At 64.1% G+C, this 26,912-nt stretch carries 24 protein-coding genes; 13 read left to right on the top strand and 11 right to left on the bottom strand.

The window, feature by feature from the left end:
• Positions 1-87 precede the first annotated feature (87 nt).
• Both ACSC1Y_RS08515 and ACSC1Y_RS08510 read left to right on the top strand, forming a co-directional pair.
• Positions 88-1,893, top strand: coding sequence for a PAS domain S-box protein (locus ACSC1Y_RS08515; RefSeq protein WP_435334357.1), 1,806 nt, complete (start codon positions 88-90; stop codon positions 1,891-1,893).
• Between the two features lie 135 nt (positions 1,894-2,028).
• The gene (locus tag ACSC1Y_RS08510; RefSeq protein WP_435334356.1) at positions 2,029-2,613 is read left to right on the top strand and encodes an IMP cyclohydrolase; all 585 of its coding nucleotides are present in this window, start codon (positions 2,029-2,031) and stop codon (positions 2,611-2,613) included.
• Between the two features lie 55 nt (positions 2,614-2,668).
• Here the strand turns inward: ACSC1Y_RS08510 and ACSC1Y_RS08505 are convergent, their stop codons facing one another.
• The gene (locus ACSC1Y_RS08505) at positions 2,669-3,523 is read right to left on the bottom strand and encodes an SDR family NAD(P)-dependent oxidoreductase (protein WP_435334355.1); all 855 of its coding nucleotides are present in this window, start codon (positions 3,521-3,523) and stop codon (positions 2,669-2,671) included.
• Positions 3,524-3,604: 81 nt separating this feature from the next.
• Between ACSC1Y_RS08505 and ACSC1Y_RS08500 the strand changes: the two genes are divergently transcribed.
• Positions 3,605-4,264, top strand: a complete 660-nt coding sequence (locus ACSC1Y_RS08500) for a metallophosphoesterase family protein (RefSeq protein WP_435334354.1) — start codon at positions 3,605-3,607, stop codon at positions 4,262-4,264.
• 33 nt (positions 4,265-4,297) lie between these two features.
• Here ACSC1Y_RS08500 and ACSC1Y_RS08495 read toward each other — a convergent pair whose 3' ends face one another.
• From ACSC1Y_RS08495 to ACSC1Y_RS08480, 4 genes are all read right to left on the bottom strand, one after another.
• Positions 4,298-5,644 (bottom strand): tryptophanase, encoded by a 1,347-nt coding sequence (locus tag ACSC1Y_RS08495; protein ID WP_435334353.1) that lies wholly within the window; start codon positions 5,642-5,644, stop codon positions 4,298-4,300.
• Between the two features lie 132 nt (positions 5,645-5,776).
• On the bottom strand, positions 5,777-6,556 hold the full coding sequence (locus ACSC1Y_RS08490) for a PHP domain-containing protein (protein WP_435334351.1): 780 nt from the start codon (positions 6,554-6,556) through the stop codon (positions 5,777-5,779).
• Between the two features lie 82 nt (positions 6,557-6,638).
• Positions 6,639-7,760, bottom strand: a complete 1,122-nt coding sequence (locus ACSC1Y_RS08485) for a right-handed parallel beta-helix repeat-containing protein (RefSeq protein ID WP_435334349.1) — start codon at positions 7,758-7,760, stop codon at positions 6,639-6,641.
• Between the two features lie 152 nt (positions 7,761-7,912).
• Positions 7,913-9,091 (bottom strand): aspartate kinase, encoded by a 1,179-nt coding sequence (locus tag ACSC1Y_RS08480; RefSeq protein ID WP_435334348.1) that lies wholly within the window; start codon positions 9,089-9,091, stop codon positions 7,913-7,915.
• Positions 9,092-9,318: 227 nt separating this feature from the next.
• On the opposite strand from ACSC1Y_RS08480, the gene ACSC1Y_RS08475 reads away from it, so the two are divergent.
• Positions 9,319-9,747 carry a hypothetical protein gene (locus tag ACSC1Y_RS08475; protein WP_435334347.1) on the top strand — a complete coding sequence of 143 codons (429 nt, stop codon included), beginning with the start codon at positions 9,319-9,321 and terminating at the stop codon, positions 9,745-9,747.
• 28 nt (positions 9,748-9,775) lie between these two features.
• Here ACSC1Y_RS08475 and ACSC1Y_RS08470 read toward each other — a convergent pair whose 3' ends face one another.
• Both ACSC1Y_RS08470 and ACSC1Y_RS08465 read right to left on the bottom strand, forming a co-directional pair.
• Positions 9,776-10,903: an oxidoreductase gene (locus tag ACSC1Y_RS08470; RefSeq protein WP_435334346.1), complete on the bottom strand. Its 1,128-nt coding sequence runs from the start codon at positions 10,901-10,903 to the stop codon at positions 9,776-9,778.
• A 214-nt stretch (positions 10,904-11,117) separates the two neighbouring features.
• Entirely contained in the window at positions 11,118-12,863 is a 1,746-nt protein-coding gene (locus tag ACSC1Y_RS08465; protein ID WP_435334345.1) for a DNA-directed DNA polymerase II small subunit, read from the bottom strand.
• A gap of 138 nt (positions 12,864-13,001) precedes the next feature.
• On the opposite strand from ACSC1Y_RS08465, the gene ACSC1Y_RS08460 reads away from it, so the two are divergent.
• The gene (locus tag ACSC1Y_RS08460; RefSeq protein WP_435334344.1) at positions 13,002-14,213 is read left to right on the top strand and encodes a S24/S26 family peptidase; all 1,212 of its coding nucleotides are present in this window, start codon (positions 13,002-13,004) and stop codon (positions 14,211-14,213) included.
• Between the two features lie 35 nt (positions 14,214-14,248).
• Here the strand turns inward: ACSC1Y_RS08460 and ACSC1Y_RS08455 are convergent, their stop codons facing one another.
• Positions 14,249-15,778, bottom strand: coding sequence for a Cdc6/Cdc18 family protein (locus ACSC1Y_RS08455; RefSeq protein WP_435334343.1), 1,530 nt, complete (start codon positions 15,776-15,778; stop codon positions 14,249-14,251).
• A 1,943-nt stretch (positions 15,779-17,721) separates the two neighbouring features.
• Between ACSC1Y_RS08455 and ACSC1Y_RS08450 the strand changes: the two genes are divergently transcribed.
• The 5 genes from ACSC1Y_RS08450 (at position 17,722) to ACSC1Y_RS08430 (ending at position 21,387) form a co-directional block, all read left to right on the top strand.
• Positions 17,722-18,369, top strand: coding sequence for an Era-like GTP-binding protein (locus tag ACSC1Y_RS08450; RefSeq protein WP_435334342.1), 648 nt, complete (start codon positions 17,722-17,724; stop codon positions 18,367-18,369).
• A gap of 5 nt (positions 18,370-18,374) precedes the next feature.
• Positions 18,375-18,755 (top strand): DUF2073 domain-containing protein, encoded by a 381-nt coding sequence (locus tag ACSC1Y_RS08445; RefSeq protein ID WP_435334341.1) that lies wholly within the window; start codon positions 18,375-18,377, stop codon positions 18,753-18,755.
• Positions 18,755-19,804: an OapC/ArvC family zinc-ribbon domain-containing protein gene (locus ACSC1Y_RS08440; RefSeq protein ID WP_435334340.1), complete on the top strand. Its 1,050-nt coding sequence runs from the start codon at positions 18,755-18,757 to the stop codon at positions 19,802-19,804. Before ACSC1Y_RS08445 ends, ACSC1Y_RS08440 begins: the two co-directional genes overlap by 1 nt.
• Positions 19,805-20,515: 711 nt before the next feature.
• Positions 20,516-20,608, top strand: coding sequence for a hypothetical protein (locus ACSC1Y_RS08435; RefSeq protein WP_435334338.1), 93 nt, complete (start codon positions 20,516-20,518; stop codon positions 20,606-20,608).
• Positions 20,608-21,387 (top strand): DUF7089 family protein, encoded by a 780-nt coding sequence (locus ACSC1Y_RS08430; protein WP_435334337.1) that lies wholly within the window; start codon positions 20,608-20,610, stop codon positions 21,385-21,387. The genes ACSC1Y_RS08435 and ACSC1Y_RS08430 overlap by 1 nt, the downstream gene beginning before the upstream one ends.
• A 34-nt stretch (positions 21,388-21,421) precedes the next feature.
• Here the strand turns inward: ACSC1Y_RS08430 and ACSC1Y_RS08425 are convergent, their stop codons facing one another.
• Positions 21,422-22,018: a DUF7090 family protein gene (locus ACSC1Y_RS08425; RefSeq protein ID WP_435334336.1), complete on the bottom strand. Its 597-nt coding sequence runs from the start codon at positions 22,016-22,018 to the stop codon at positions 21,422-21,424.
• A 154-nt stretch (positions 22,019-22,172) separates the two neighbouring features.
• Positions 22,173-22,616 (bottom strand): DUF2391 family protein, encoded by a 444-nt coding sequence (locus tag ACSC1Y_RS08420; protein ID WP_435334334.1) that lies wholly within the window; start codon positions 22,614-22,616, stop codon positions 22,173-22,175.
• Positions 22,617-22,759: 143 nt separating this feature from the next.
• Here ACSC1Y_RS08420 and ACSC1Y_RS08415 point away from each other — a divergent pair, with 143 nt between their 5' ends.
• Positions 22,760-23,440, top strand: coding sequence for a class I SAM-dependent methyltransferase (locus ACSC1Y_RS08415; protein WP_435334333.1), 681 nt, complete (start codon positions 22,760-22,762; stop codon positions 23,438-23,440).
• Positions 23,437-23,658 carry a hypothetical protein gene (locus ACSC1Y_RS08410; protein ID WP_435334331.1) on the top strand — a complete coding sequence of 74 codons (222 nt, stop codon included), beginning with the start codon at positions 23,437-23,439 and terminating at the stop codon, positions 23,656-23,658. Before ACSC1Y_RS08415 ends, ACSC1Y_RS08410 begins: the two co-directional genes overlap by 4 nt.
• Before the next feature lie 108 nt (positions 23,659-23,766).
• On the opposite strand, the gene ACSC1Y_RS08405 is transcribed toward ACSC1Y_RS08410, so the two are convergent.
• Positions 23,767-24,324 carry a DUF1684 domain-containing protein gene (locus ACSC1Y_RS08405; RefSeq protein ID WP_435334330.1) on the bottom strand — a complete coding sequence of 186 codons (558 nt, stop codon included), beginning with the start codon at positions 24,322-24,324 and terminating at the stop codon, positions 23,767-23,769.
• A gap of 200 nt (positions 24,325-24,524) precedes the next feature.
• Here ACSC1Y_RS08405 and ACSC1Y_RS08400 point away from each other — a divergent pair, with 200 nt between their 5' ends.
• Positions 24,525-26,897 (top strand): ATP-dependent DNA helicase, encoded by a 2,373-nt coding sequence (locus tag ACSC1Y_RS08400; protein ID WP_435334329.1) that lies wholly within the window; start codon positions 24,525-24,527, stop codon positions 26,895-26,897.
• Positions 26,898-26,912: the final 15 nt, after the last annotated feature.

Raw genomic sequence — 26,912 nt, 5'->3', positions numbered from 1 at the left:
CGTCGATACTCGGCCCTTCAGGCCGCACGGAGCCAGTATCGGCTGGGCGCCATTCTTACCCACACTGACAACCTACAGAGTGACGAGATGAGCGTGGAAAGTGGGCACGCACCCACGAGAGCAGGCGGAGGAGGGGGTCGGGAGATCCGTGTCCTCCATGTCGACGACGACGCAGAAGTGTTGGACCTGACGAAGACGTGGCTCGAGCGTGAGTGCGACGGACTGGTCGTCCAGTCCGTCGAGAGCGCGACGGAGGCACTCACGCTGTTGGCGGACGGTTCCGTCGACTGCATCGTGAGCGACTTCGCCATGCCCATCATGGACGGCCTGGCGTTCTTGCAGGCGGTGCGTGAGCTCGATAGCGACATTCCGTTCATCCTGTTCACGGGCAAAGGGACCGAGGAGGTGGCCTCGGATGCGATCTCGGCGGGCGTGACCGACTACGTCCAGAAGCGCGGGGGCGAGTCGTACGCGCTGCTTGCGAAGCACATCGAGCAGTTCGTCGATAAACACCGCACCGAAGAGACGGTCCAGCAGCGGTTGCAGGCCCTCGAGACCGCACGCGAAGGCATCAGCATCCTCGATACCGACGGGACGTTCATCTACGTCAACGCGGCCTACGCCGACCTGTTCGGTTACGCGCCGGAGGAGCTGGTCGGCCGGCACTGGGAGGTCATCTACGCGCCGGAGGACGTCCAGGCGGTTTACGACGAGATCATACCCGCGATTCCCCCTGTCGGTCGGTGGACCGGTGAGACCATCCATCGGCGAAAGGACGGGAGTCCGGTGCTGACCAGCCACGCACTCTCGTACGCGGACGACGGGACGATGGTCTGCGTCGTCCGTGACATCACCACGGAGAAGGACGTCCTTCGGCAGCTGGCGGATGAACGCGAACGGTTCGAGCTACTCATCGCCTCCATCACCGAGTACGGCATCATCGGGCTGGACCTCGACGGGTACATAACCAGCTGGAACACCGGCTCGGAACGTATCGACGGCTACGAACCGGACGAGATCCTCGGAAAGCACGTGTCGGCGCTCTATACGCCCGAAGACGCCGACGCCGGGCTCGCGGAGGTGCACCTCGAACGGGCGCTCTCGGAAGGACAGTTCCACGAAGAGGGGCGCCGCGTCGAAAAGAGTGGTGCCCAGTTCTGGGTCGACTTCACGCTCACGACCGTCGAGGACGAGACGGGCAGCCCTCGTGGGTTCGTCTGCGTGCTGCGCGATATGACCTCACGCATGGAGCGCGAGCGCCAGCTCCAGCGTCGCGTCGAGAAACTCGGGCAGTTCGCCAGCGTCCTCAGTCACGACCTGCGAAATCCCCTGGCGACGGCGAAGGTGAGCCTAGACCTCGCCCAGAAGGACCCGACCGGCGATTATCTGGAGCGGACGGAACGGGCGCTCGACCGCATCGACAGCCTCATCGAATCCTTGCTGATGCTCGCGAGGGAAGGCGAGACGGTTCAGGCGTTCGAACGGGTCCGTCTGACCGAGCTGGCCGAGCGCGCCTGGGACGTGGTCGATGCACCCGACGCCCAGCTCGTAGTCGACGACGACATCGACGACATCGAAGGCGATCCAGAGCGGTTGCAGACCCTCTTCGAGAACCTGTTCCGGAACGCGATTCAGTACGCCGGGCGAGGGGTGACGGTCAGGGTGGGAACCGAGGACGGCGGATTCTTCGTCGAAGACGACGGACCCGGTATCCCGGTGTCCGAGCGGGAACGGCTGTTCGAATACGGCTATTCGACCATCGAAGGCGGCACCGGGTTCGGTCTCAACATCGTCGAGTCCATCGCGATCGCACACGGCTGGGACGTTCAGCTGTCGACGGGTGACAGCGGAGGGCTGCGGCTCGCTTTCGTCCCGGACGCTTCCACCGAGTGACCGGCCTCGACCTCGTTCTGACCGTGCTCCCGCGATACATCTTCTGAGACCGGCAGTCGACCCCTGGCCGGTGGAAGAAGGCCAGTTCGTGCATACATCGACACCTTCTTACCGCTATTCTATACATACTCGTGTATGTACGTCGGACGATTCGTCGTCGTCGGTCCGGAAGTGAGCGCCTACCGCGTCTCCTCCCGGTCGTTCCCGAACAGACAGGTCACGTCGCGTGGCGAGGACACACTCACGGTCGGTCCTACGCCGGACGCCCCGGAGACGGACAACCCGTACGTCTCCTACAACTGCGTCCGTGTCACGGACGAGGGAACCGTCCTCGGAAACGGCTCGCACGTCGACCCGGTTGCGGAGAAACTGGCGATGGGCTATCCGGCCCGTGACGCGCTCGCCACTGCACTGCTCGCTCTCGACTACGAGAAGGACGACTACGACACGCCCCGAATCGCGGGCGTTATGGCAGACGGCGAGGCCTACATCGGGACCGTCCGCCGGGATGCCCTGCTCGTCCAGCAGGTCGACGAGCCGACGCTCGTCGCGACCTACGAGAAGGACACGCCGGTGGCGTTCGATTTCGACGTCGAGTCGGCCGCAGACGCGGCAGCAACGGTGTACGACGCCGAGTTCGAACACGCGGTCTGTGCCGCGGGAATCGCGGCGACCGAGGATGGGTACGAGCTGGCTGTCGAGAACGGCGACGGGCGCTGAGACGGTCGTCGGAAACAGCGACGAGCGCTGAGACGGTCGTCGGAAACAGCGACGGTCAGTACGTCCCTAGCTGGCCGCCGTCCCAGGTGAGGTCACCGCCGTCGAGGTGACGACCGTGCTTCGAGAACCCGAGCGTGAACAGGTTCGCGACCTCGACGGGCTCCATCATCTCCTTCACCCGCGCCTCGCCGAGCATCACGTCTTCGACGACCTCGCGCTCCGAGATGCCGCGCTCGCGAGCGGAGTCGGGAATCTGGTTCGTCACGAGCGGTGTCTTCACGTACCCGGTCGAGACGGTGAACGCGCGGAGGGTGCCGTCGCCCTCTGCGGCGATGGACTTCGTGAGGCCGCGGATGCCGAACTTGGCTGAGACGTAGCCGACCTTGTCCTGTGTGGCGACGTGACCGTGGATGGACGCCATGTTCCCGATGGCGCCGACGCCGTCGTCGGTCGCCTGGATGTGCGGAATCACGTGCTTCGAGAGGACGAACGGGGCCCGGAGCATCACGTCGTGGAGCAGGTCGAACTTCTCGACCGGGAACTCGTCGACGGGGTCGATGTGCTGGAGACCGGCGATGTTCGCGAGGTAGCGGACCTCCCCGAACTCGGCCGCCTCGTCGACGACCCGTTCGAGGAACTCGTCGTCGGTCAGGTCGCCGACGATGGGCTCGATGGCACCGTCGGCGTCCAGGTCATCGGCTTTCTCGATGGTTCCGTCCAGGCCGGCCTCGTCGAGGTCGGTCGCCGCGACTGTCAGCCCATTCGCCGCCAGTGCGACGGCCGTCGCGCGTCCGATGCCCGACCCGGCGCCGGTCACGAGCGCGACGGTTCCACGCTCGAAGTGGTCGTCGTCGACGAACAGAAGGGAATCGCGGGTGAGCGCCGCCGGCTCGGTTGGGTCGTCTGCCATACGAGGAATGGCACGTCCGAGCGACAAGAAACTATGTCAGCAGTGGGTGATGTTAACCGACTGGACCGCCTCTGTTCAGCTATGAAGTACGGTGTCATCAGCGACGTCCACGGGAATCTCCCCGCGCTGGAGTCCGTGCTCGCGGACATGCCACCTGTCGACGGTCTGCTCTGTGCTGGCGACACGGTCGGCTACGGCCCCTGGCCGGCGGAGTGCATCGACGAACTCGTCGCGAGAGACGTCCCGTCCGTCATGGGCAATCACGACCGGGCGGTCGCCAGCGAGACCGGTTTCAGTTTCAACGACCTTGCGCAAGCAGCCATCGAGTACACACGCGAGCAGCTGTCGCACCGTCACCTCGACTGGTTACGGGACCTTCCGACGGAGCGCCGCGCGGCGGATGGGACGGTCCACGTCGTCCACGGCCACCCGGACGACCCCGACCACTACACCCGCCCGCACGAGTTCTCGGCGAGCCTCCTGCGGGAGGCCCGCGCCCTCGTCATGGGCCACACTCACGTCCAGCACACGGAGATCTACCCGGAAGGCGTCGTGATGAACCCCGGAAGCGTCGGGCAGCCACGCGACGGCGACCCGCGGGCGGCCTACTCGGTACTCGACCTCGACGAACTCTCGGTGGACGAGCGACGCGTCGAGTACGACGTCCAACGTGTGCAGACGGCGATTCGCGACGCCGGGTTGCCTGACAGGCTGGCGAATCGGCTGGCTCAGGGGCGGTGAGAACCGGAAGAAAGGGCGAAACGGCCGACTCGCTCAGTCCGCCAGCGGCGCGAGCTCCGCCGTGAAGTGGCGAATCTCCTTCATCTCGGGCTCGTCGGTGATGGACAGCCCGGTGACCGCCTCGCGGCGCTCCCAGACCTCGGTGGCCGTCTCGACGACGTGTTCGATGTGCTCCTTGTGGTAGGTTCGTCGGGGAACGGCCATCCGGACGAGTTCGGGCCGGTCGCTGCCGGGGAAGGCGAAACTTCCCAGTTCGACGCAGCGGACGCCACCCTCGAGGTAGAGTTCGCAGACGAGCGCCTGGCCCGGGAAGTCCTCGCTGTCGATGTGCGGGAAGAACTCGCCGGCGTCGAGGTAGACGGCGTGGCCGCCGACCGGCTGGAAGACCGGAAGTCCGCGCTCGGCCATGAGGTCGCCGAGGAACTGGACCTGACCGACGCGATCGGCGATGTACGCCTCCTCGACCGCTTCTCGAAGTCCGACTGCCATCGCGTCGATGTCGCGGCCGGACATCCCGCCGTAGGTGGAGAAGCCCTCGTAGAGGATGCCGCGCTGTTTGACCGCCTCGTAGAGCTCCTCGTCGCGGCAGGCGACGAAACCGCCGATGTTCACGAGCCCGTCCTTCTTGCCGGACATGACGGCCGCGTCGGCGTACGAGAGCTGTTCGCGGGCGACCTCCGCGACGGACGCGTTCTTGAACTCGTCCTCGCGCTGGGTGACGAAGTAGGCGTTCTCAGCGAATCGGCAGGCGTCGACGACGAACGTCGCGTCTATCTCGTCACAGAATTCGCGGACGGCACGGGTGTTCTCGACGGAGACGGGCTGGCCGGCCGCGGAGTTGTTCGTGATGGTCAGGACGACAGCGGGGATGGCGTCCGCCCCAACTTCGTCGACGACCTCCCACGCGGCGTCGACGTCGAAGTTGCCCTTGAACGCCCCGTCTGCGGCGAAGTCGCGTGCCTCTGGAACTGGGCAGTCGACGGGGTCTGCGCCCTGGTTGGCGATGTGTGCTCGGGTCGTATCGAAGTGAGTGTTGTTCAGGACGGTATCGCCCTCCTCGGCGATGACGCCGTAGAGCGCGTTCTCCGCACCGCGACCCTGGTGGGCGGGGACCACGTAGGAGAAGCCCATGACCTCCGAGACGGCGTCTTCGAGCCGGGAGAAGCTCGAACTGCCGGCGTAGGACTCGTCGCCGCGGAACATCGCCGCCCACTGCTGGTCGGACATCGTTCCCGTCCCGGAGTCGGTGAGCAGGTCGACGAAGACCTGGTTCGAGTCGAGGTTGAACACGTTGTAGCCGGCCGCGTCGAGGTTCGCCTCACGCTCGTCTCGCGCGGGCAGATGAATCCGCTCCACCATCTTCGATTTATACGTCGTCATTGGTGCCCCGTACGGGCGAAAATGTGAAAGTCCTAATTGCTGGTGTCTGGGACCGAGAAGACAGAAGTACGGCGGGATGTACGATACTGGGCACTTCGGGACAGGATTCCTCTCAGCCTACGGAATCGGAGTTCATTCGGCCAGACTCGGCGGTGAGACGGGTTCGATACCGCGGTCCTCGGCGAACGACTCGAGGAACCGTGCGCGCTCGCTGATCTCGTCGGGGCGGTGAGAGTCCGTTCCGAGGGTGACGGAGATGCCGTGTTCCTGGAGGACGTCGAGGAACTCGGGTGCCGGATGGACGAAACCGTCGTCGGCGAGCGCCCGGCCCGCGTTTATCTCGGGAACGGTCTGGGACTCGGCGAAGGCCGCAGCGGCGCGTTCGTAGTGGTCGGGGGTCGCCCGGTTCCGAAGCGGTGCCGTCCGCTCGATGAGGTCCGGGTGGGCGGCGATATCGAACAGTTCCGACTCGGCCAGCGAGACGAGCGCGTCGAAGTAATCGTCGACGACGGCGTCAAGTTCGGCGTCGCCGAGTTCTTCGAACTGCGACGGTGCCTGCACGTTGTACTCTCCCACCATGTGGACGCTCCCGATGGCGTAGTCGAACTCGGCGTCGTCCAAGAATTCACGGATTACGTCCTCGTCGCGAGGGTCGTAGTCCATCTCGACCGCGTCGTAGATCCGGATGTCGGCCTTCTCCCGCACCTTCTCGATGCCGTGTCTGCGGCGCTCGTAGGTCAGGTCGAGGTTGAAGCCGTACGCCGCCCGGAACGTCCTGTCGTCCTCGCGTTCGGAGACGTTACAGTGGTCGGCGAAGCCGATGCCGTCGAGGCCGGCCTCCTGGGCCGCGTGTGTCATGTGGGTCAGAAAGCGCCCGTCAGAATAGGTGGAGTGGACGTGGTAGTCGTGCATGGTTGGGGTGTCGACGGTGAGAGGGTTCTACCTTTGGGTGGACCGGTGTCGGCTCGTTACCAGTCACTCGACTCGTCACCAGTCACTCGATCCCAGCCTGGAGAGTCGGGACATCCACGTTCGAGACCGGGCCGTCGCAGTCGACCTCGATTCCGCGGGCCTCGACGACCTCGAAGTCGCCCCGGAGCCGGAACGCCGGCCTCTCGTTCCGCTGTCGAATCGTGACGTCTCGAAGCACCAGCTCGACCGGCTGGCCGTCGTGCGGGTCGAGTTCCACGCTCGGCCACGTCGGATGGCGGTTGTCGATCTCGATGTCCTCCAGGACGACTCGTCTCGGTGGTGGATTCAACACGATGGGCTGTCCGGCGTGGTCCGGGTACTCGTCTGTCCACCTGAACTCGCAGTCACGGATAGTCGTCGTACCCTTCGGGTGCGCGCTCTTTCCGCCCTCGACCCAGACCCCTCGCTGGCGGCGGCCGCCCGACCACAGCTGGGCCGGGACCGGACCGTCGTGGACGAAGGTAGAGTCCTCGACGAGCGTGTCGCCCGAGGTCCGCAGCCCGACGTTCGTGTTCCGGAGCGAGAGCCCGCGGAAGACGGCTCGCGAGTCCGGGTCGGTCCCGTTCGCGTACGTTCCGTAGACGGTGTTCTCGGCCCAGCGTTCGAGCTGGACGTCTTCGAGCACGACCCGGCCGTCGCACTCGGAGACGAACCAGCCACGGCGGGCGTCGGCGTCCCGGTCGACGCCGCGGCGCATATCGATGTTCTCGAACCGGGCGGTCGAGCCGGCGGGGACGTGTTTCACGTTGAACAGCGCCCACGACCGCTCGCCCGACTCCGCGGGTTCGTACTCCGGGCCGAGACTCGCGTCGCCGGTGACGGTGACCTCCCGGATGGTCGCGTCCGACCTGACGTGCCAGGCCGGTGCGACCCGACACTCCGAGACGTCGTACTCGAATCCGGAGACCGTCTGGTCGCGGCCGGTGAGCGACAGGAAAAGCCCTGGTGAGGTCCTGTCTGCCGGAACGAGCGTGGCGTCGTCGCCGCGGAGTTCGAGCCCGTCCTGGTCGAGGGTTCCGAGGTGTTCGACCTGGTACCGACCGGGCGGAAACACGAGTGTCTCACCCGGTTCTGCCGCCTCGCGAATCACGGTATCGATGGGGTCGGTTCCCGTATCGTCCGCGCCGAGGTCGAGGACGTTCACACCCTCGCTTCGGGTCGAACTGCCTTACGGGTTGGACCAACGTGTCGGTCTGGCTCTACGAGTTTCGCGTGGAACCTGGCTCACTCGACGACTCTCCCGTGGAGACAGGGTCGCGCTACGCGACGAAGAACACGAAGAACGACGGAGTCAGTTCAGAACAGGTTCTGCATTATCTCCAGGGTCTTCTCGCGGTCGTCCCACGCGACGAAGATCGCGACCGAGGTCGCGCTGGTGATGAGGTCGTGGACGTTGATGCCGGCGTCGGCGAGCGGGTTGACGATGCCGGCGATGACGCCGGGCTGGTTGGGCAGTTCGCCACCCGTGACCCGGACGACTGCGATGTCGTCCTCGACCGTCACGGAGGAGAGTTTCTCGTCTTCGATGACCTCGCGGTGAAGGATGTTCTCGGCGCGCTCGGCCTGTTCCGCGTCGATGTAGAACGTCACCGAGTCCATCCCGCTGGCGACGGCGTCGATGTTGATGTCGGACTCCGCGAGTGCCTCCGAGAGCCGGTGGAAGACCCCGGACTGGTTACGGATAGCCCGTCCGGCGATTGTGAGGCAGGCGAGTGGGCTCTCCAGCATGTCGACGAGGTGTTTGAACTCGCCGGTAATCTGGGTCCCGCCGGAGAGGAGGTCGCCGTGCTGGTAGTGGACGACCCGCACCGCGAGGTCGTCGTCCTTGTACGACAGCGCGGACGGTGCGACGACCTCGGCGCCGCGGAACGAGAGGTTCCGAAGCTCGTCGACGGATATCTGTCCGACGTTCCGGGCCCCCTCCACCACGTGGGGGTCACCTGTCATGACGCCCTCGACGTCGGTCACGATGACGACCTCGTCGGCGCCCATGTACTTGCCGAGCATGACGGCCGTGGTGTCCGACCCACCGCGACCGAGCGTGGTGATGCTCCCGTCGGGTGTCTCGGCGAGGAATCCCGTGATGACCGGAACCACGTCGTCGAGGTCGGCGGCGACCTTCGCGGCGCGCTTCTTCGTCTCCTCGACGTCGACCTCGCCGTTCTCGTTCGCGACGACCGGCCAGTCCGGATGGCCGGGTTCGAGGAAGACGGCGTCGATACCCCGTGCCGAGAGCGCGGCCTTGAGCATCCGGACTGACGTCCGCTCGCCCATGCTGACGATCTCGGCGCGGTCCATCTCGCTCGCCTCGAACGTGATGTCGTCGAGCAGGTCGTCTGTCGTGTTGCCCATCGCACTCGCGACGACCGCTATCTCGTGGCCTTCTCGGACGGCAGCCGCGACCGAATCGGCCGCTCGGTTGATTCGGTCACCGCTCCCGAGACTCGTGCCGCCGAACTTGGCGACTACGCGCATACGTTCACCTCGTCGGTACAAACGACGCTCATACCCCTCCTTACCGGGGAGGGCGCCATAACTATGTCCATCGGGGGAAAAACCTGCCACTGGTCGGTTCCGTTTCACGACTGCCGTCACGAGAACGCAGTCTGGCGAACACCAGCCGTTGGAGGACCCTCATCGGACGGTCCCGGAACCCAGAGTTGCGACTGGTTTTATCCCGTCATGTGGCGAATCCTCACTCGATGAACGTACGGGACGCCGTCGAGAACGACGCCGTAGCCATGGCCGGCATCGTCGACGCGCCGGAGTCGGTGATGCGCGACCTCGTCCACGACCGGACGGTCCGGGTCGTCGAAGACGACGCCGCGGCGACGACAGACCCGAACGCCGACGTCGAAGAATCGTCGACGCCGCCGCTTCTGGGGTTCGTGAGCTTCGACGCACGAGAGGACACCGTCCACGTCACCCACCTCGGCGGCACCGACGACGCCTGCGACAGGCTGCTGGAGGAACCGCTCCGGTTCGCACGGCTCGAAGGCATGACGGTCGAACTACTGGTGCCGGAGACGGACGAGACGGCGAGAGACGCCGCCGAACGCGCCGGGTTCGAGCGCGACGGCAGTGGTCCGCGGTTCCAGGGAGGGGAGACGGTCCGGTACCGGTTCGGGTAGAGAGCGCGGAGCGGTGACTCTTGCTTCGTCAGTCGTTCGCAGGAGCGACCGATTCGTCCGGTATCTCGTGGTCGCTGAGGGTCGCCTGGGGGAGCAGGATGTTCTCGAAGTCGAACGGGTCGAGGTCCTCGCCGGCCTCGACCTGCTGCGGCCAGTCGGGGTTCGACAGCGCGCTCTTGCCGACCGTCACGAGGTCGGCACCGGTCGCCTCGACGACTGCCGCTGCGTCGTCCGGGTCGCCCAGCCCGCCGTTCGCGACGACGGTCGTCTCGGCGTGTTCGACGGCGAACTCGGCGAAGGTCTGCCCGTCCTCACCGAAGGCGGGTGCCGTGATGTCCGGGTCGGTCACGTGGACGAAGTCCGCGCCCGCGTCCGCGAGTGCGGAGAAGACGACTGCTGCGTCATCGGCACCGTCCTTCCACTCGTACTCACCGTCGTTCGTCTTCGTCTGGGAGACGCGAACACCGACGACGAACTCGTCCGGGAGTTCCTCTCGGACCGAGTCGACGACCTCGGCCGGATAACGCACGCGGTTCTCGGTGCTGCCACCGTACTCGTCGTCTCGCTGATTCGCGTCGCGGGCGATGAACTCGTTGAGGAGGTAGCCGTTCGCCGCGTGGAGTTCGACGCCGTCGAAGCCGGCGTCGTGGGCGTTCTTCGCGCTCTCGACGAACGAGTCTCGAATCTCGTCGAGTTCGTCGACGGTCAGTTCTCGCGGCGTGGCGAACTCTCCCTCGCCGCCGTACAGTTCGGACTGCTCGCCGACCGGCTGGACCGCCGAGGGGGCGACCGTCTCGTCTGCGTGCGGGTTGCCCTGCGAGAGCGCGCCGGCGTGCATGAGCTGGGCGAGGATGGGCGAGCCCTCGTCGTGGACGGCCTCGGTGACCTGCTCCCAGGCGTCGACCTGCTCGTCCGTCGCGAGCCCGGGCTGGTTCAGGTAGCCCTGGCTGTGCCGCTGGTCGACGTAAGTCCCCTCTGTGACGAGGAAGCCGAAGCCACCGCGGGCGAACTTGGCGTAGTAGCGGGTCATCCGCTCGGTTGCTCGGCCGTCCTCCGTGGCGCTCGCGCGGGTCATCGGCGCGAGACCGACGCGGTTGTCCAGCGACACTCCGTCGAACGCGAACTCGTCGAACAACACGTCGTGGTTCTGGGTCATCGGCCGGCGGTACGAGAGTCCGACGGAAAAGGCGAGAGCCAACGTGCACGGCCCGTGCACAACATGTGTGGTACCCAAGGACAGGTTCGGACGGGACCGAAGGACAGGTTCAGACGGGACCGAAGGACAGGTTCAGACGGGACCGAAGGACAGGTTCAGACGGGACCGAAGGACAGGTTCAGAAGAGGCGACGGGACGGAGGTCTACAGGCTGCTCAGGAGAACTTCCGCACCGTGACGTCGAGCGTGTCGAGGTCGACGATCGGCGCGTAGCCGGCGTCGGGCTGGATATTGACGGACTTCTGGAAGTCGGTCTGGGACTGCCAGCAGCCGGAGTTGATGGCGAGTACGTTGTGGTACTTTCCGAAGCCGAGCTTGTGGACGTGGCCCGTGTGGAAGATGTCGGGTACGTCGTCGATGACGAGGTAGTCCTTCTCCTCGGGGGCGACGCGGGTGTGGCCTCCGTACTGCGGGGCGACGTGTCGCTTCTTCAGGAGCTGGTACATCGCCTTGTGGGGCTCGTCGTAGCTCGCCTTGTCCTCGGGGAGCTCCGCGATGACCTCGTCGAGCGAAACGCCGTGGTACATCAGCACGGAGACGCCCTCGATGGTGACGGTGGAGGGGTTGCCCGTGATGCGGGCGTCGTGGGCGGACATGATGTTCCGGAGCTCTTCGTCGAATCCCGGCTGTGGCTCGGCGAGACGGACCGCGTCGTGGTTGCCGGGAATCATGACTATCTCGAGGTCGCCGGGCACCTGTTTGAGCTTCTCGTTGAACGACTCGTACTGCTCGTAGATGTCGACGACGTCGAGCTCTTCGTCCTGATTCGGGTAGACGCCGACGCCCTCGACCATGTCGCCTGCGATGAGCATGTACTCGACGTGTTCGGCCTCGGGGCTATGGAGCCAGTTGCAGAACTGGTCCCACTCGTCGTGCATGAACTCCTGCGAGCCGACGTGGACGTCGGAGATGAGCGCCGCCTGGACGTGACGGTCCGCGTAGGACGGTTCGTAGGTTCGTGGGACGTCCGGGAAGTACAGCGAGTCGACGAAGACGATGCCCGCGTCGTCCGACAGCGTCCCCTCGATGGCGATGACCTCGTCGCACAGCAGCTCCTCGACGAGCTGGGCGATGTCCCGGTCCTTCATCACGAGACACGGGAACGTCCCCTTCGTGTCCTCCAGTTCGACGAGCCAGTGGCCCGACGCGGTCGACCGGATGTCGTTGACCATGCCGACGAGTGCGACCTCGCTCCCGCCGGGCATCGACTCGATTGCACTGGTCGGACGGTGGTTGACCCGCCCGCGGAGCTTCGCGGAGAGCTTGTCGTACCGGTCGCGGAACACGGTGACGAAGTCGTCGTACTCCCCTGTTCCCGTGCTCTGGCCCGTGACGTCCCCGGCGATTTCCACGGAGCGCAACGAATCGTCGACGCTTCGCTCGAACGACCCCCCTGTTTCAGGTGGAGTGTCGGTCGGATTCTGCGTACCCGTACTGGCATCTCCAGTCGAAACTGAGGGGTTTCGGTCCGAGGCTGTGGTCGTCGCGTCCGTGTTCTCGGCGGCGGTCTGAGTTCCGGCGGAATCCGCCGAAGCCTCGGCCTGGGACACAGCCGCTTCAGACTTGGACGCAGACGCTTCAGACTTGAACGCAGATGCGTCAGACTCGGACGCAGGCGCCTCAGCCTTCTCGACCGACTCGGCGGAGGAACTCGTCCGACCGCGGCCCCCCGTACTCCTGGTCGACCGTCCCCCGGTCCCTTCCGCTGACAGCGACTCCCGAACCGCTCGGACGTCGTCGGCGGTTATCTTGATAGCACCGTCGTCGGCAGCATCGACGACGGCGCGGAGGGTAGCATCCGGGTCTTCGGCTCGCGCGATGAGCGTCACCGCCTCTCGTTCGGCGTTGTAGCCGTGGCTCGCGAGTTCGCCGACGACCCGGGCCGCCCCCTCCAGTGGCACATCACTGTGGTTCCCGCAGGCATCCAAAAGGGTGCCGGAACGAGCGACGGTAGCGAAGTCGGTCCGCTGAAATCGGACGACAGCACCGAGTCACCTTAACAGAAGGTTGATTGACTCCGGGCGTGAACCGACGCACAGATGACCGGACCCGGCAACGACGACGAGCCGGACGACCGCCGCGACCCACGCAGTCCCGAAGACGAAGCACCCGGGACCGACGAGCCGAGGCCCGAAGAGGACACACCGGGCACGGACGACCCAGCCGCTCCCGCGGACGGCTGGGAGTGGGTCGGCGACGATTCGGCCGACGACGAGACCCCCATGACCGGGGAGGATGGTGCGACGAGCGAGACCGGCGCTGGTGAGTCCGGCGCTGGTGAGTCCGACGCTGACGGTGGTGACGACCCCGTCAGCAACGCTTCGAACTCGACCAACGGTGCTGCGGACTCGGCCAGTAACGTCGACCGGCCAGTCGACGAGAATGGAACGGACCAGCCACGCGAACGGCTCGTGGGGAACCACGCTGCCGACTCGGCGCCCGCTCCCCAGAGCGGCGAAGACGAGTCGTACGACGGCGCACTCGACTGGTTCCTTCACACGGACAACACCGCGGTCCAGACCGTCCGGGACATCGGGAGCAGTCTCCTGACGGTTGCTGTCCTCGGACTCGTGCTGTTCGCCATCAGCGGCGTCTGGCCCCCGCTGGTCGCCGTCGAAAGTGGAAGCATGGAGCCGCACATGTACCGGAACGACCTCGTCTTCATCGTCGACGAACACCGGTACGCCGGCGACAGCGCCTTCGAAGATACCGGCGTCGTGACCCACCAAACCGCTCAACAGACCGACGGCTACTGGAGCTTCGGCAACTACGGTAACGTCATCGTCTACCAGCCGTTCGGGAGCGATCGGCAGACTCCGATCATCCACAGGGCGATGTTCCACGTCGACGCGGGTGAGAACTGGGTCGACCCAGAATCGGAAGGTGGCACCGGGAAGGCGAACGTCGACTACCTGTACCGTGCCGGTGAACGGCGGGCCGACCACGATGAGTGTTCGGAGGTTCAGGCCTGCCCCGCCCAGCACGCCGGGTTCATCACGAAGGGCGACGCAAATCCCGAGTACGACCAGGTCGGCGGCCAGAGTAACGTCGTTCGGCCCGAGTGGATCCGTGGGAAGGCGAAGGTCCGTATCCCGTGGCTCGGCTGGGTCCGGCTGAAGTTCGCACAGGCACAGGCGGCCACCGCCATCGGTGCCGGAACCGGGCCGATGGTCGCCGGACTTCGGCTGTCGCTCGGGCTTACTGTGGCCGGGGTCGGTGCCGTGGTGTCACAACGAAACGGCTGGCTGTAGGTCTTGAGTTACTCCTTCAGAAATCGCTCGCGCCGTCAGTTCTCGAATCGCGCCTGAACGAACGGCTGTATCTCCTCGATGTCGCCCAGTCGCGAGTCGCTCAGCAGGACTGCCTCGGTCTCGTCGATGGGGACCGAGAGCGAGATCTCCTTGGTGCGGCCGTACCGCCCCTTCGAGACGACGACTGCGTTGACGATACCGAGCATGTCGAGTTCGGAGATGAGGTCGGTCACGCGGCGCTGGGTCAGCACGTCGGCGTCTATCTCTTCGCAGAGTCGCTTGTAGATGTTGAACACCTCGCCGGTGTTGATGTTGTGGACGCCGTTGGATTCGAGGAGGATGATGGAGAAGAGGACGAGTTTGCTCTGGGTCGGAAGGGTTCGGACGACCTCGACCACCCTGTCGAGTTCGATCTTGTCCTGTGCCTTCCGGACGTGTTTCTCGTCGACGCGCTCGGACTGGGAGCGTTCGGCTAGTTCACCCGCCGTCCGGAGGAGGTCGAGTGCACGCCGGGCGTCGCCATGTTCCTGTGCCGCGAACGCCGCACACAGCGGGATGACCTCGTCGGTCAGTGTGTCGCCCTTGAACGCGACGTCCGCGCGGTGCTGGAGGATGTCGCGGAGCTGATTGGCGTCGTACGGCGGGAAGACGATCTCCTCCTCGCCCAGGCTGGACTTGACGCGGGGGTCGAGGAAGTCGGTGAACTTCAGGTCGTTCGAGATGCCCATGATGCTCACACGCGAGTTCTCCAGTTCGGAGTTCATCCGCGAGAGGTTGTACAGCGTGTCGTCGCCCGACTTCTCGACGAGTTTGTCTATCTCGTCGAGCATGATGACGACGACGCGCTCCTCGTAGTCGACGGCGTCGAAGAAGACGCTGTAGACCCGGTCGGTCGGCCACCCGGTCATCGGTACGCTCTCGAAGCCGTCGACGTCGTCCTCGAGGTCCTCGATCCGCTCTCGTACCTCCGCTGGCGAGTCGAACTCTGTGTCCGCGAGTGGGCCAGTGTGGTCGTTCCCCGCCGACTGATCGGCCGACTCGGCCGAAGACAGCAGTTCCTCGAGGTCCTCGATTCGCTGTTCGATGATGGTCTCGTTCTCGTCGATGAACTTGTTCGCCAGCTGGGCGAGAACCCGGTACTGGGTGTCCGTCACCTCACAGTTGATGTACTCGACCGAGCACGGGACCTCGTACTTCTTCGAGGTGCTCTCGAGTTCGTTCGAGACGAACTTCGCACTCGCGGTCTTTCCCGTGCCCGTCTTCCCGTAGATGAGGATGTTCGATGGGGTCTCTCCGCGGAGCGCGGCGACCAGGATGGTCGCCATCTTGTTTATCTGTTCTTTCCGGTGAGGAAGTTCGTGTGGGGTGTACGATGGCCGAAGAACTTCCTTGTTCTCGAATATCGGCTCACCACTGAGGAGGTCGTCGAACAGCCCCTGCGAATCGTCGTCGTCGTCGAGGACTACGTCGTCCAGGTCCACGCTGAAGTCCCTGGAGGTCTCTATCGACGTCGAACTGTGTCGGTCTGTAGGCTCTGCGTCGGAATCGTCGTCGGTGTCGGTCATCTATCGTTGTACCCCTTCATTTCGACTGGAGTCAGTTTCCTCATCCCGTGCGAGCGGACGTGACACCGCAATACATCGGAGATTGCGTAGAGAAAGCGATGTCGAACCGTCCAGTTGATGCAAACGAACCAGAGGAACAGGAGGGTAATAATAGTTGTCTTTCACCTACCCGTTCGAGTCGGGAGTCCACCTGAAACGGGGGGGTGCAGGAACGTCTGCCCCTGGATTCGTCGAACGTCGAAAACGGCTCGAGAGACGAGTAACAACCCAGTGAGACGCTCTGAAAGGGTATCTAGACTGTCGTCCGACGTCGACGATGTCGGTCGAACGTGCGCTCGTTCTGTGCCATCTCGGGTGGCCAAACCGCTCGTCGCGACCACGACGGACGGTTTCAGGTCGAACCCGATTCTACCACGACGTCCATCGTGCGGGTGTTCGAAAGTGAACGAAACGTATCAGTTCATCAGGCGAATACGAGCTGCGTTCGATGGCCAGTGATTCGCGGTGAACTTAGAAATCCAGACCACGATGGATGGTACCATCTCCAGAAACTATCAGTGGTCCGTCGCGGTTCTGGAACTGTTGTCCCAGTGGATCTGCCGACATCACAGTCGTCGCCATCAAACACAGTTGCAGTTATTCGCCGCCATCAAACACGGTTGCTGTTATCAGAATGAAGATTGATTGCGTACGCGCGAGGGAGAGCGAGAGACCGGCCCGATCGAGAGACCGGTCCAATCGAGAGACCAGGCAGAACCGAACCAACGAGCGTTGCCCTCACTGCAGGTTGGCACACGAACGGAGGGTAGCACCTTACGGACTAGAAGCGAGGGGGTTCCCGGCGTAGAAACTCGGCGGGTAACCCCCTCCGTTTCGTGTCGAACGGCACCGACAGGTTCTACGTCTCCATTTCGTCGTGCCGTGGGTGGAGAATTCTGGTGGCGTGGACACGTTTGGACCAGTCCCTCTGGACTTCAACGATTCCAGATATAATGTCGTCGCCTGGTGCGTGGAGCGGCGTGACGTGAGGCGTGGACACGATTGGACGCGAAACGAAGGGGTGCTAGCACGTGGCTAGGGTGCCCCCCACCCCTTCGTTTCGGGTGGAACGGCGAGAAGGTGGGGAGGGGGTGGTCGGGTTTCTAGAAGGGGAATCTTTATCATGGATGTAATCTAACCACAACCGTAGAACAGATAAAATCCATTATGTTCTAGCTGCTAGCTATATTCTATACTAGATGTCAACAGCCTCGTGTCATCTAGCTAGAGCGAGAACCGCCATCGACCACCACCCCCACCCACTAGCTCCCTCGTTTCCACACGAAACGAAGGGGTGGGGGGTTCCAGTAATCGGGTATCTAGCCTTCTAGCGTGCTAGAAGGGCTTCTAGCGGCGCCTAGTCACTAGGCCACATATCCCTTTGCAGACCCCGTGTTCCAGTGCATCTAGTGGAGACCGAAGTCACACCTTGGAAAGCCGGCGAACAGGATTCCTCCGTTCCACTCCGTCAGTTCCATCTCGCTGGATTCACTCCTTCGTTTCAGCTCGACAGCTCGATGTGGGCCGATACCGTGAATGGCTCCTATTCTGGTTACCCCTCCGTTTCAACTCGAGCGGCAGCTGTTCAACGTGGGTCGGTCCGGTCGATGCTCGATGCGTGTCAGTGCGGGCGGTGTTCGATGCATGTCAGTGCGGGCGGTGTTCGACGTTCGACCGCGAGGAGATTGGCAGATGGTTGAATCATCGGGAAGGCGCGTTGCCTCTTCGACTAGCACACTCGCCAATGGTTGGCGAATCAATAGTTAGCGGAACAATATGTCTGACGTAGGCTTAAGTAAGTCCAGTTCGGTACTATGGGCAGACGCACGTATATCGCGCCCGAAACAAGCCGACGGCCGGAGGTCGTCGGGACGGGCGGGTTGCGTGTGGGAGGACTGAACAGGATGGGACTCATTTCAGGATTGAAGGACAGCCTCCATCGCGTACGTGAGAGTCTGTTTGGAGAGGAAGAGCAGCAGAAACGAATCGGCATATACGGACCGCCGAACGCCGGGAAGACCACACTCGCGAACCGGATCGCCCGTGACTGGACCGGCGACGCCGTCGGTCCCGAGAGCCACGTGCCCCACGAGACGCGGCGGGCACGTCGGAAAGAGAACGTCGAGATCGAGCGCAACGGGAGCTCCGTCACCATCGACATCGTCGACACGCCCGGTGTGACGACGAAGGTCGACTACGAGGAGTTCATGGATTTCGACGACTTCGACAAGGACGAAGCCGTTCGTCGCTCCCGTGAGGCGACCGAAGGGGTCGCAGAGGCGATGCACTGGCTCCGTGAGGACGTCGACGGCGTCATCTACGTACTCGACAGTTCGACCGACCCGTTCACGCAGGTGAACACGATGCTCATCGGCATCATCGAATCGCGTGACCTGCCGGTGCTCATCTTCGCCAACAAGATAGACCTCGAAGACTCGAGCATCAAGCGAATCGAAGACGCGTTCCCACAGCACGAGACCGTCCCGCTCTCCGCCCTCGAGGGTGAGAACATGGACGAGGTCTACGACAAAATCGCGGAGTACTTCGCGTGACCAACATGCCTGAAGCACAAAGTTCAGAAGGCGTTCAAATCGACCTCATCAGCGGTGAGCGGATGTCCAAGCTCGCGAGCATGGAGAAGATCCGTCTCATCCTCGACGGCGTTCGCGACGGGAACATCGTCATCCTCGAGGATGGGCTCTCCCCAGACGAGGAGTCGAAGCTCATCGAGGTCACGATGGCGGAGATCAGCCCCGACGAGTTCAACGGCATCGAGATAGAGACGTACCCGCGTTCCCAGACGAACGACGCCAGTATTCTCGACCGTCTAATGGGGCGCGAGGAGACGTCGAAACTGACCGTCATCGGACCGGCGAACCAGATAGAGACGCTGCACAAGGACGAGAACCTCATCAGCGCGCTCGTCTCTCGGAAATAATGCCACACCAGTGTACAGACTGCGGTAAAACGTTCGAAGACGGCTCCAAGGAGATGCTCTCGGGCTGCCCTGGCTGTGGCGGCAACAAGTTCCAGTTCATCCCGAAGGGTGCCACGTCGGAGCCCTCCGGTTCAGGTGCCGCGTCGGAGCAATCGGCTCCCGAACCACCGTCGACGAGTTCCAGCGCCGGTGCAGTGAGCAAGGCGACGAAGACGGTGCGTGAATGGGTCGGTAGTAACAGCAAGGACAGCACCGGGTCGAAAGCTTCGAGCGAATCGAAGCGTGCGTGGCCGAAGTCGGGAACCGAATCGTACGAGACGCCAGCGGAGAAGGCGAAAGCTCGTTCGAAAGGCGAGTCGAACACGTCCTCGAAGAGCGCGTCGAGTGCGTCCCCGAACGACGAAGCCAGTGCTTCACCGCAGACGGGTACTGACTCCGCCGCCAATTCGACCTCCGCTACGGAGGCCTCCACTTCCGCAGGTGGCGATGCAGCGTCGCGAGACCAGAAATCGAGCACGGGACGACAGAACCAGCAGCGGCCGCCGACCGCTCGCGAGAAGCCGCAGGAACCGCCGCAGTCCGGACAACAGTCCGACCAACAGCGACAACAGTCGGACCCGGCCGAGGACGGTTCGATTCGAGCGAAGCCGGCTTCGGACGAGGACAACGCCCAGGCGAGTGCCCGGTCGGACATGGTCTCGCCGGACGAGTTGCCGAATACGGCACAGGACGCAAAAGACGCGACGACGGAAACGGCACGGTCGCCCGGCGAGGACCAACCACCAGCAGCGGCGCCGTCGGAACCGAAGCCAGAAGACGGACGCGTCGTCTCTGCGCCGGCCGACACCGAGGTCGACGACCGTCCCGACCTGGACGAGCTTCGTCACGAGCTCAATCAGCAGTTCGAGAGCATCAAGATCCTCAACCCGGGACAGTACGAGTTGAACTTGATGGAACTGTACGACCGTCAGGAGTACATCATCTCGCTCCGCGAAGACGGTCGGTACGTCATCGACGTTCCCGAGGCGTGGCGCGGCGGCGAGGAGTGAACATCGGTCGGCTGGAGAGGCCGTGATCGGGTCCTCGCCACTTCCGTCGGGACGGGATTCCCGCGTCCGTCACCGAAGCGAGTTCCCCGCCCTCGAATCGGTCCCTTTCCGTGTACTGAACCGATTTCTGTACATGCATCGAACTGAAAACGAACCCTGGCCGAGTTGCGACCATACCCCACCGTTTCGGGTGGAGATATACCATCGATGCCTTCCTCCTCCTCGCCCAAGGCCCCGTATTACTTCGGTAACTCCACGACCAAACTCGGATACACCGGGACGAAATTCATCCGAGAGCGGACACGTGAGAGACGGGCTCGACCGGATTCTGGAGTCGAAATGGAGGCCCCCGCAATCCGGAGTCGGATTGCGAGTCCGGGTGAAAGATGAACCCAATCGCGAGTCATTCTTGCAGTCACTCAATCTGTAGTCACCCGTACCCGCAGTCACTCAATCTGTAGTCACCCGTACCCGCAGTCACTCAACCCACAGTCACCCCCTACAGTCACTCAACCCACAGTCACCCCCTACAGTCACTCAACCCACAGTCACCCCCTACAGTCACTCAACCCACAGTCACCCCCTACAGTCACTTATCCGTCGACGTAGTTCTCATCCTGCGTTACCGACGCGTCGGTCATGACCAGCACCGAGAGTGTGTTCGTAGCCAGAACCGGTGGTTTTACGCTCGCACGGAAGCACTTCCCGCACATGAGCGACGCCACGAAGATCGTCCTGACCACGGTCGGTGTATCGGGAGTACTCGCTATCGCACTCGTCCTCGTCTCACTCGGCGCGGCGTGATGTTCAGCGAACGAACGCTCTCTCCTCCGGTCGCCGCGATTCGAGACGAACACGTCCCCGGTGCGGTCGTACTCGACGTCGACGGCGACTTCGAGACACTTCCACCCGCACAGGCAGAGGACCTGGGGCTGTTCGTCGACTCGCTCTCGCCACAGAGCTACCCGCAGGAGTGGCTTCCACCGGACGCGCCGGCGCTGCTCGAGCGACTCGCAGGGTCGACGTTCACCGTGGGCGCACCTGGTGACGGAAGCGTCGTCTGGACACATCAGACCGACCCGCCGGCCATCCTCGTCAAACCGCGGGTCGAGGGCTCGCCCGAGTCGTTCGTCGACTTCCTCGTGGCGGAGGCACTCGTCGAAGCGGGCCTCGACCAGCCCGAACATTTCCTCGGTTTCTTCGAGGAGCAGTATCGGGAACTCTCGGATGCGCTCCCACTCGATCCGAACGCGACCTACCAGGTCGCCGCGGCGCTGTACGACGGCTGGCTCGGCCTGCACACCCGTGACGTGTTCGCTAACTGGCTGTCGGCCCACCCTGCGCTCGGCGAAACCTGGCAGGACGCAGGGAGCCGGCTCGAGGGACGTATCGACGGCCTCTCGCGGGAGGTTGCACTCGGGCGAACGGACTTCGCCGACGCGACCGAACTCGCCTGTAGCGGCCTCAAACACGCGCTCGAACTCCCGGCGCCATTCGCAGCGCTCGATACGGACGTGTACAGGGAGCGTGGGGCGCCGTATGCGGTGAAGTGGGCGGAGAAGACGTTCGAATCGCTGGTGTGAGATCGCAGTTCTGAGCCGAACTACTGCTCGCTTATTATTCCATCTCGCCGTTCCCGTCTTCGATTTCGACGTTCCCGTCGACGTCTAAGTCAATGACCATATCGAAGAGTTCCCGGTACGCCGCGACGGTCTCCTGGTCGTGGACTTCGTCGGAGAGGTGGAACAGGCCGACGGCATCGTTCTCCTCGATGATTTCGAGGAGTCGTTCGACCGCTCCACGAGCCTCGTCCTCGCCAGCGTAGTACGCGAGTTCGGTGATGGAGTCGAAGCTTACGCGGAGCTTGCCGTCGTGCTCCGCGAAGAAGCGTTCCGTCTGCTCGACGATACCGTCGAGGTCGTCGGGAGCGGAGACGTAGTGGACGTTCTTGCTGGAACGTCGAGAGTAGCCGCGCTCGACGCTCAGAGTGTCGAGTATGACCGCTTTCGTCTCGTCGACGTCGTAGTACTCGAGCTTCTGTCGAACCTCACGGGCGGTGGTTCGTGTGGAGATAACGAAGAAATAGTCCGTATCCTCTTTCAGGAACTCGGTGTCGATTCGGTCCGTCGCCCCTGTCGACGGATGCACGAGAAGGATGTTCGTGCCAGCTGGAATCGTTTCGTCGAGACCGTCTACGGCGAGCGTGTAGTCCATAATCCCGGAATCCCGCGGCACGAACTTAAGCGTGCGGGTGGGGGTTGAGACGCGGTGGCACGCTTTCGAGAGACCCCCGCGGCTAGGGTATTTCCCCTTCGTGGTCGCGGTAGCTCAGCCTCTCTTCCTCGGCAAACCGACATCCCCCGTCGAGTCAGAACACCGAGTCTGCCGTCGCCGCGCCGACCACGCTGAATATCGCACCCACCGTGATGGCTTTCGCGGTCGTCACGACCATGGCGAGCGGCGTCGGATTCTCGAGGAAGCCGTTGTCGACGAGAAACGTCCTGGGCGCGGTGAACGCCAGCGCGAGGAACGTAACCGAGCCGAAGGAGACGACCATGAGCGAGACGAACCGGAGCGGAATCCCGCCGACTTCTGCTTCGCGGTCGGGATTCCGTTCGTCGTCGGCTTTGTACAGCGCGCCGTAGCCGATCGCGAAGACGATTGCGACGGTCGCGACCGAGTGCCAGAGCGTCATGTTCGACGCGAGTTCCCAGACCTCGGCGGTGACGACGAACGGGCCGGCGAGCAGGAAGCCGCCGACTACTTGCTGGGCACTGTCGGCGATCTTGAACCGCTTTCGTGGACCGACCATGGTTCCGAGTGGGGGCCCGTCACCGATAAACAGTCGGTCTCGGGGGATCGATATCGCCAGCTCTGGTGCGCGCCTCGAACCCACGGCACACGGTATCTCGGGGTCCGAACGCTTCATAACCTCTCACGACCGAGGAGTTCATCATGAGTGTCCGCGAAGAGTTCGACACGTGGGCGCAGGACGGCCGCGACAGAGGCATGGAGGACCGCCACTGGCACACGGCGAAGCACGCACTCGCACGCATGCCGGTCGAGGAGGGCGACGTCGTGCTCGACCTCGGCTGTGGCTCCGGTTATGCTGGCCGGGCGCTGCGCGCGAACGCCGGCGCAGACCGGGTCTACGGTCTCGACGGCTCCCCGGAGATGGCCTGGAACGCCCGGAGCTACACCGACGACGAATCGGTAGGCTACGTCGTCGGTGACTTCGGCTCCCTCCCGTTCGCGACCGACAGCGTCGACCACATCTGGACGATGGAAGCGTTCTACTACTCACAGGACCCGCACGAGACGCTCGCGGAGGTCGCCCGCGTGCTGAAGCCCGGCGGGACGTTCTACTGTGCGGTAAACTACTACGAGGAGAACGTCCACTCCCACGAGTGGCAGGAGTTCATCGAGGTCGACATGACGCTCTGGAGCGCCGCCGACTACCGCGAGGCGTTCCGTGACGCAGGATTGGTCGTCGCCGAGCAGGACAACGTCGCCGACCGGGACATCGACATCCCGCCGGCCGACGAGTTCCCGACCGACGACTGGGACTCGCGTGAGGCCATGGTCGAGCGCTACCGGACCTTCGGCGCACTCCTGACGGTTGGGGTGGCACCGTGACGCTGGTCGAAACTCTCCTGGGGACGTTCGGAATGCTCACCATCTTCTTCGTCGGTGGGCTGTTCATCGCGTTCCCAGAGGAGATGTTGAAACTCCGGTTCGCGCACGTTCGCGCCCCACGACGATACCTGACGAAGACACGGGTCACCTTCTACCGTCTCGTCGGCGTCGGCGTCGTGCTGATGGGGCTGCTCTCGATGTTCGGCTACCTGTTCTGATCTGATTCGCGGTTTCAGGAACCGTCTACTGTTTCACTCGAACCGTTCTACTCGAACTGCTCTGCTCGAACCGTTCTACTCGAACTGCTCTGCTCGAGACGAGCTACTCTACTCGAACTTCTCGCCCGCTTCGACCGTCGTCTCCAGCCAGTTCTCCTCCGGCGGAAGCGGGCAGGAGAACGTCTCCGAGTAGGCACAGAACGGTGAGTAGGCGAGGTTGAAATCGAGTATCAGCGAGTCGATCGACTCGAGGTCCCCCTCGGCGTGTAACTCGATGTAGCGGCCGCCCTCGTACGTCTGCTGTCCCGTCGTCTTGTCGCGGAACGGGACGAACAGCGGCTCGGGCTGGCCCTCGCCGGGTCGCTGTTTGTAGCCGTGGAGTTCGTACTCCTCGCCGTCGAGGTCGAACGTCAGCGTCGCGACCCGGACGTAGCGGGTCTCGGGTCCGCCCGTCGTCTCCATCGGGACGGGGTCGGGCAGTTCGTGGTGTTCAACCCTCGCCTCGACCCGAAACGCCGGGTCCGGCTCGAAGTAGTCGACGCCGTCGAAGTCGTCGCGCTCCTCGGGTGGGACCGGCGACTGCGGATGTTCGGCGAAGAACTCGTCCTTCTCGGCGCGTTTCTGCTCTAACTCCTCGCGCCACGCGTCTACGTCGAACTCGCTCATACCCCTCGTTTCGAGTGGAAAAGGGTAGATGTTGTGTTCTGTGGGTGTGGGCGGTGCTTCTGGTCAGAACGGTTCGTGGTCGATATCTCATTCCAGCTCGACCCGAAATCGCCACCCCGGCCCGACCCGAAACCGCCACCCGGACGAGAGTTTATACCGCATCGAGCGGCCACACCCGACAGGACTATGCCCGGAGGACGATGAACGCGACACAGATGACCGCGCCGTGGCGAGCCGTCTTCGGTCATGACGAGCCCTACACAGAACAGGAAGACGGCATCGAGACCGCCATCTCGACGGCCGAGGAGAACGGCTTCACCGTCGTCGAGGGAGCCTGCGGGACTGGCAAGACCATGCTGGCTCTCACGGCGGGGATACACCTCGTGCGCGACCCGGACTCGGACTACGAGCGCGTTCTCGTGCTCACCAGCGTCAAGCAGCAGCTCCGGCAGTTCGAGGAGGACCTGGAGACCATCAACGCGAACCTTCCGGCGGACTGGGACCCCATCTCGGCGCTGACGCTCGTCGGCAAGTCAGACGTCTGCCCGTACAACCGCGAGAACGCGGGCGGCATCGACGACGAGAACGTCTACGACCGGTGTGACACGCTCCGCGAGAAGACGCGCGACCTCGCGGGCGAGGGCGGGGAGACGACCGCTGAGGCGCTCACCGCGGAGGCGAGAAGTCAGCAGATAGACCTCGCCTCTGTCGGCGGCGGCGGCGCAAACGCCTCCTACCTCGAGAGTGCGAGCGAGCCCTCGCCCTACCCCCGGACCATGCCCGAGTACGACACCGGCATGGCCGACGTGGAGTTCTGTCCGTTCTACGCCCGGTTCCTCGCGGACCTGCCCGACGATGGCGACCCCGCCGAGGCCATCCCGTTCGACTTCAGCGAGATGGGCCTGATGCGGCCCGACGACCTCGTCGGCGCGGGGATGGAGTACGGGACCTGCCCGCACTCGCTGATGGGGGTTTTGCTGGCCCACGCGGAGGTCGTCGTCGGGAACTACTACCACGCATTCGACCCGACGACAACGTCGTCGTTCACCGGCGCGCTGCTCGACGACTCGACGTTCCTCGTCTGCGACGAGGCGCACATGCTCGAACCGCGCGTTCGAGACCTGGTCAGCGATGGCGTGAGCGACCGGACCCTGCGCGACGCCGAGGCGGAACTCACCCGGGTAATCCAGCCGGTCGCCTTCTCCGAGGGGACTGGGAGCGCGAGCCGGAAGACGACCGCCGACGCCGACCTCGTCCGCGGCGAACTCTCCGATACGGACGTCGAGGTCTCCGACCTCGAACACGTCCGCGACTTCGTCGTCGACCTCCGTCAGGAGCTCGACCGGCGGATCAAGGCCCACCTCGACCGCGAGCACCGCGGCTGGCGGGCCAACCTGACCGACCTCCCGGACGACGAGATTCCGCTCCGCGACCCGGAACACCCCGCGCCCGACGAGCTGACGGAGTGGGCCGAGGCGGCCGGCTACGACCCGAAGACGTGGACCAGTCTCACCAGCGTGGCGGCGGTCACGGCCCGCGTCCTGAACGAGGCCGAAGAGCAGGAGAAATCCCGCGCCGTTGAGTCGATGGCCCGCGCGCTCTCGGCGTGGTTCCACCGCGACCACACCGACTACTTCCGCGAGATAGAGCTCGACCGGACCTGGGACGACACCGAGCCGACCGACTCCTGGAGACGAGCCTACAACGCCCGCCTCGCCATCCACAACTGCGTCCCCTCGGGCGTCATCGCCGACCACCTCGCCGAGTTCGGCGGTGGCGTCCTGATGAGCGCCACGCTCGCCCCGATGGACGTCTTCGCGGAGATCACCGGCCTGAATCACCTCGAAAAGGAGGGAAGACCGGTCGAGCAGCGGACCTACGGCCTGCACTTCCCCGAGGAGAACCGTGAGTCGTTCGCCGTTGCCGCCCCAAAGTTCACCTACGATAACCGCGGCGCGACCACCGAGGACAACCGCGTTCGTCAGACCTACGCCGACGCCATCTGCGCCGTCGCGGAGTCGCCCGGGAACGTCCTCGTCGGGATGCCGAATTACCGCGAGGCGGAGTGGGCGGCTGACGTGTGCGAGAACCACTTGAGCAAGCCCGTATTGCTCGACGAATCGAGCGCCGATAGCACGACCGAAGCGCTCAAGGACGAGTTCTTCGCCGGCTCGGGAAAGGTCCTCGTGACGAGCCTCCGGGGCACGCTCACCGAGGGAGTCGACTACAAGGGCGACCGGCTCTCTGCGGCCGTCATCTGCGGCGTCCCGCTCATCAACACCGCGAGCCCCCGAACGAAGGCCGTCCGGAAGGCCTACGACGAGAAGTTCGGAGACGGCTTCGAGTACGCACTGACCGTCCCCGCGGTCCGAAAGGCCAGACAGGCAATCGGCCGCGTCATCCGCGGAAGTGACGAGGTCGGCGTCCGAGTGTTCGTCGACGAGCGGTACGCCGAAGCCGAGTCGTGGGATTCGGTCCGGGGCTACCTCTCGCCGCCGGAGCGCGAGGAGTTCCAGAAGGTGAGCCCCGACATGCTGGAGCTCGGGCTGGAACGGTTCTGGCAGGGCCGATAGCTATGGGTGCGTAAC

The sequence above is a fragment of the Haloarchaeobius lipolyticus genome (assembly GCF_051208015.1).
Taxonomy (GTDB): domain Archaea; phylum Halobacteriota; class Halobacteria; order Halobacteriales; family Natrialbaceae; genus Haloarchaeobius.
This window is presented reverse-complemented; position numbering and strand designations above follow the sequence as displayed.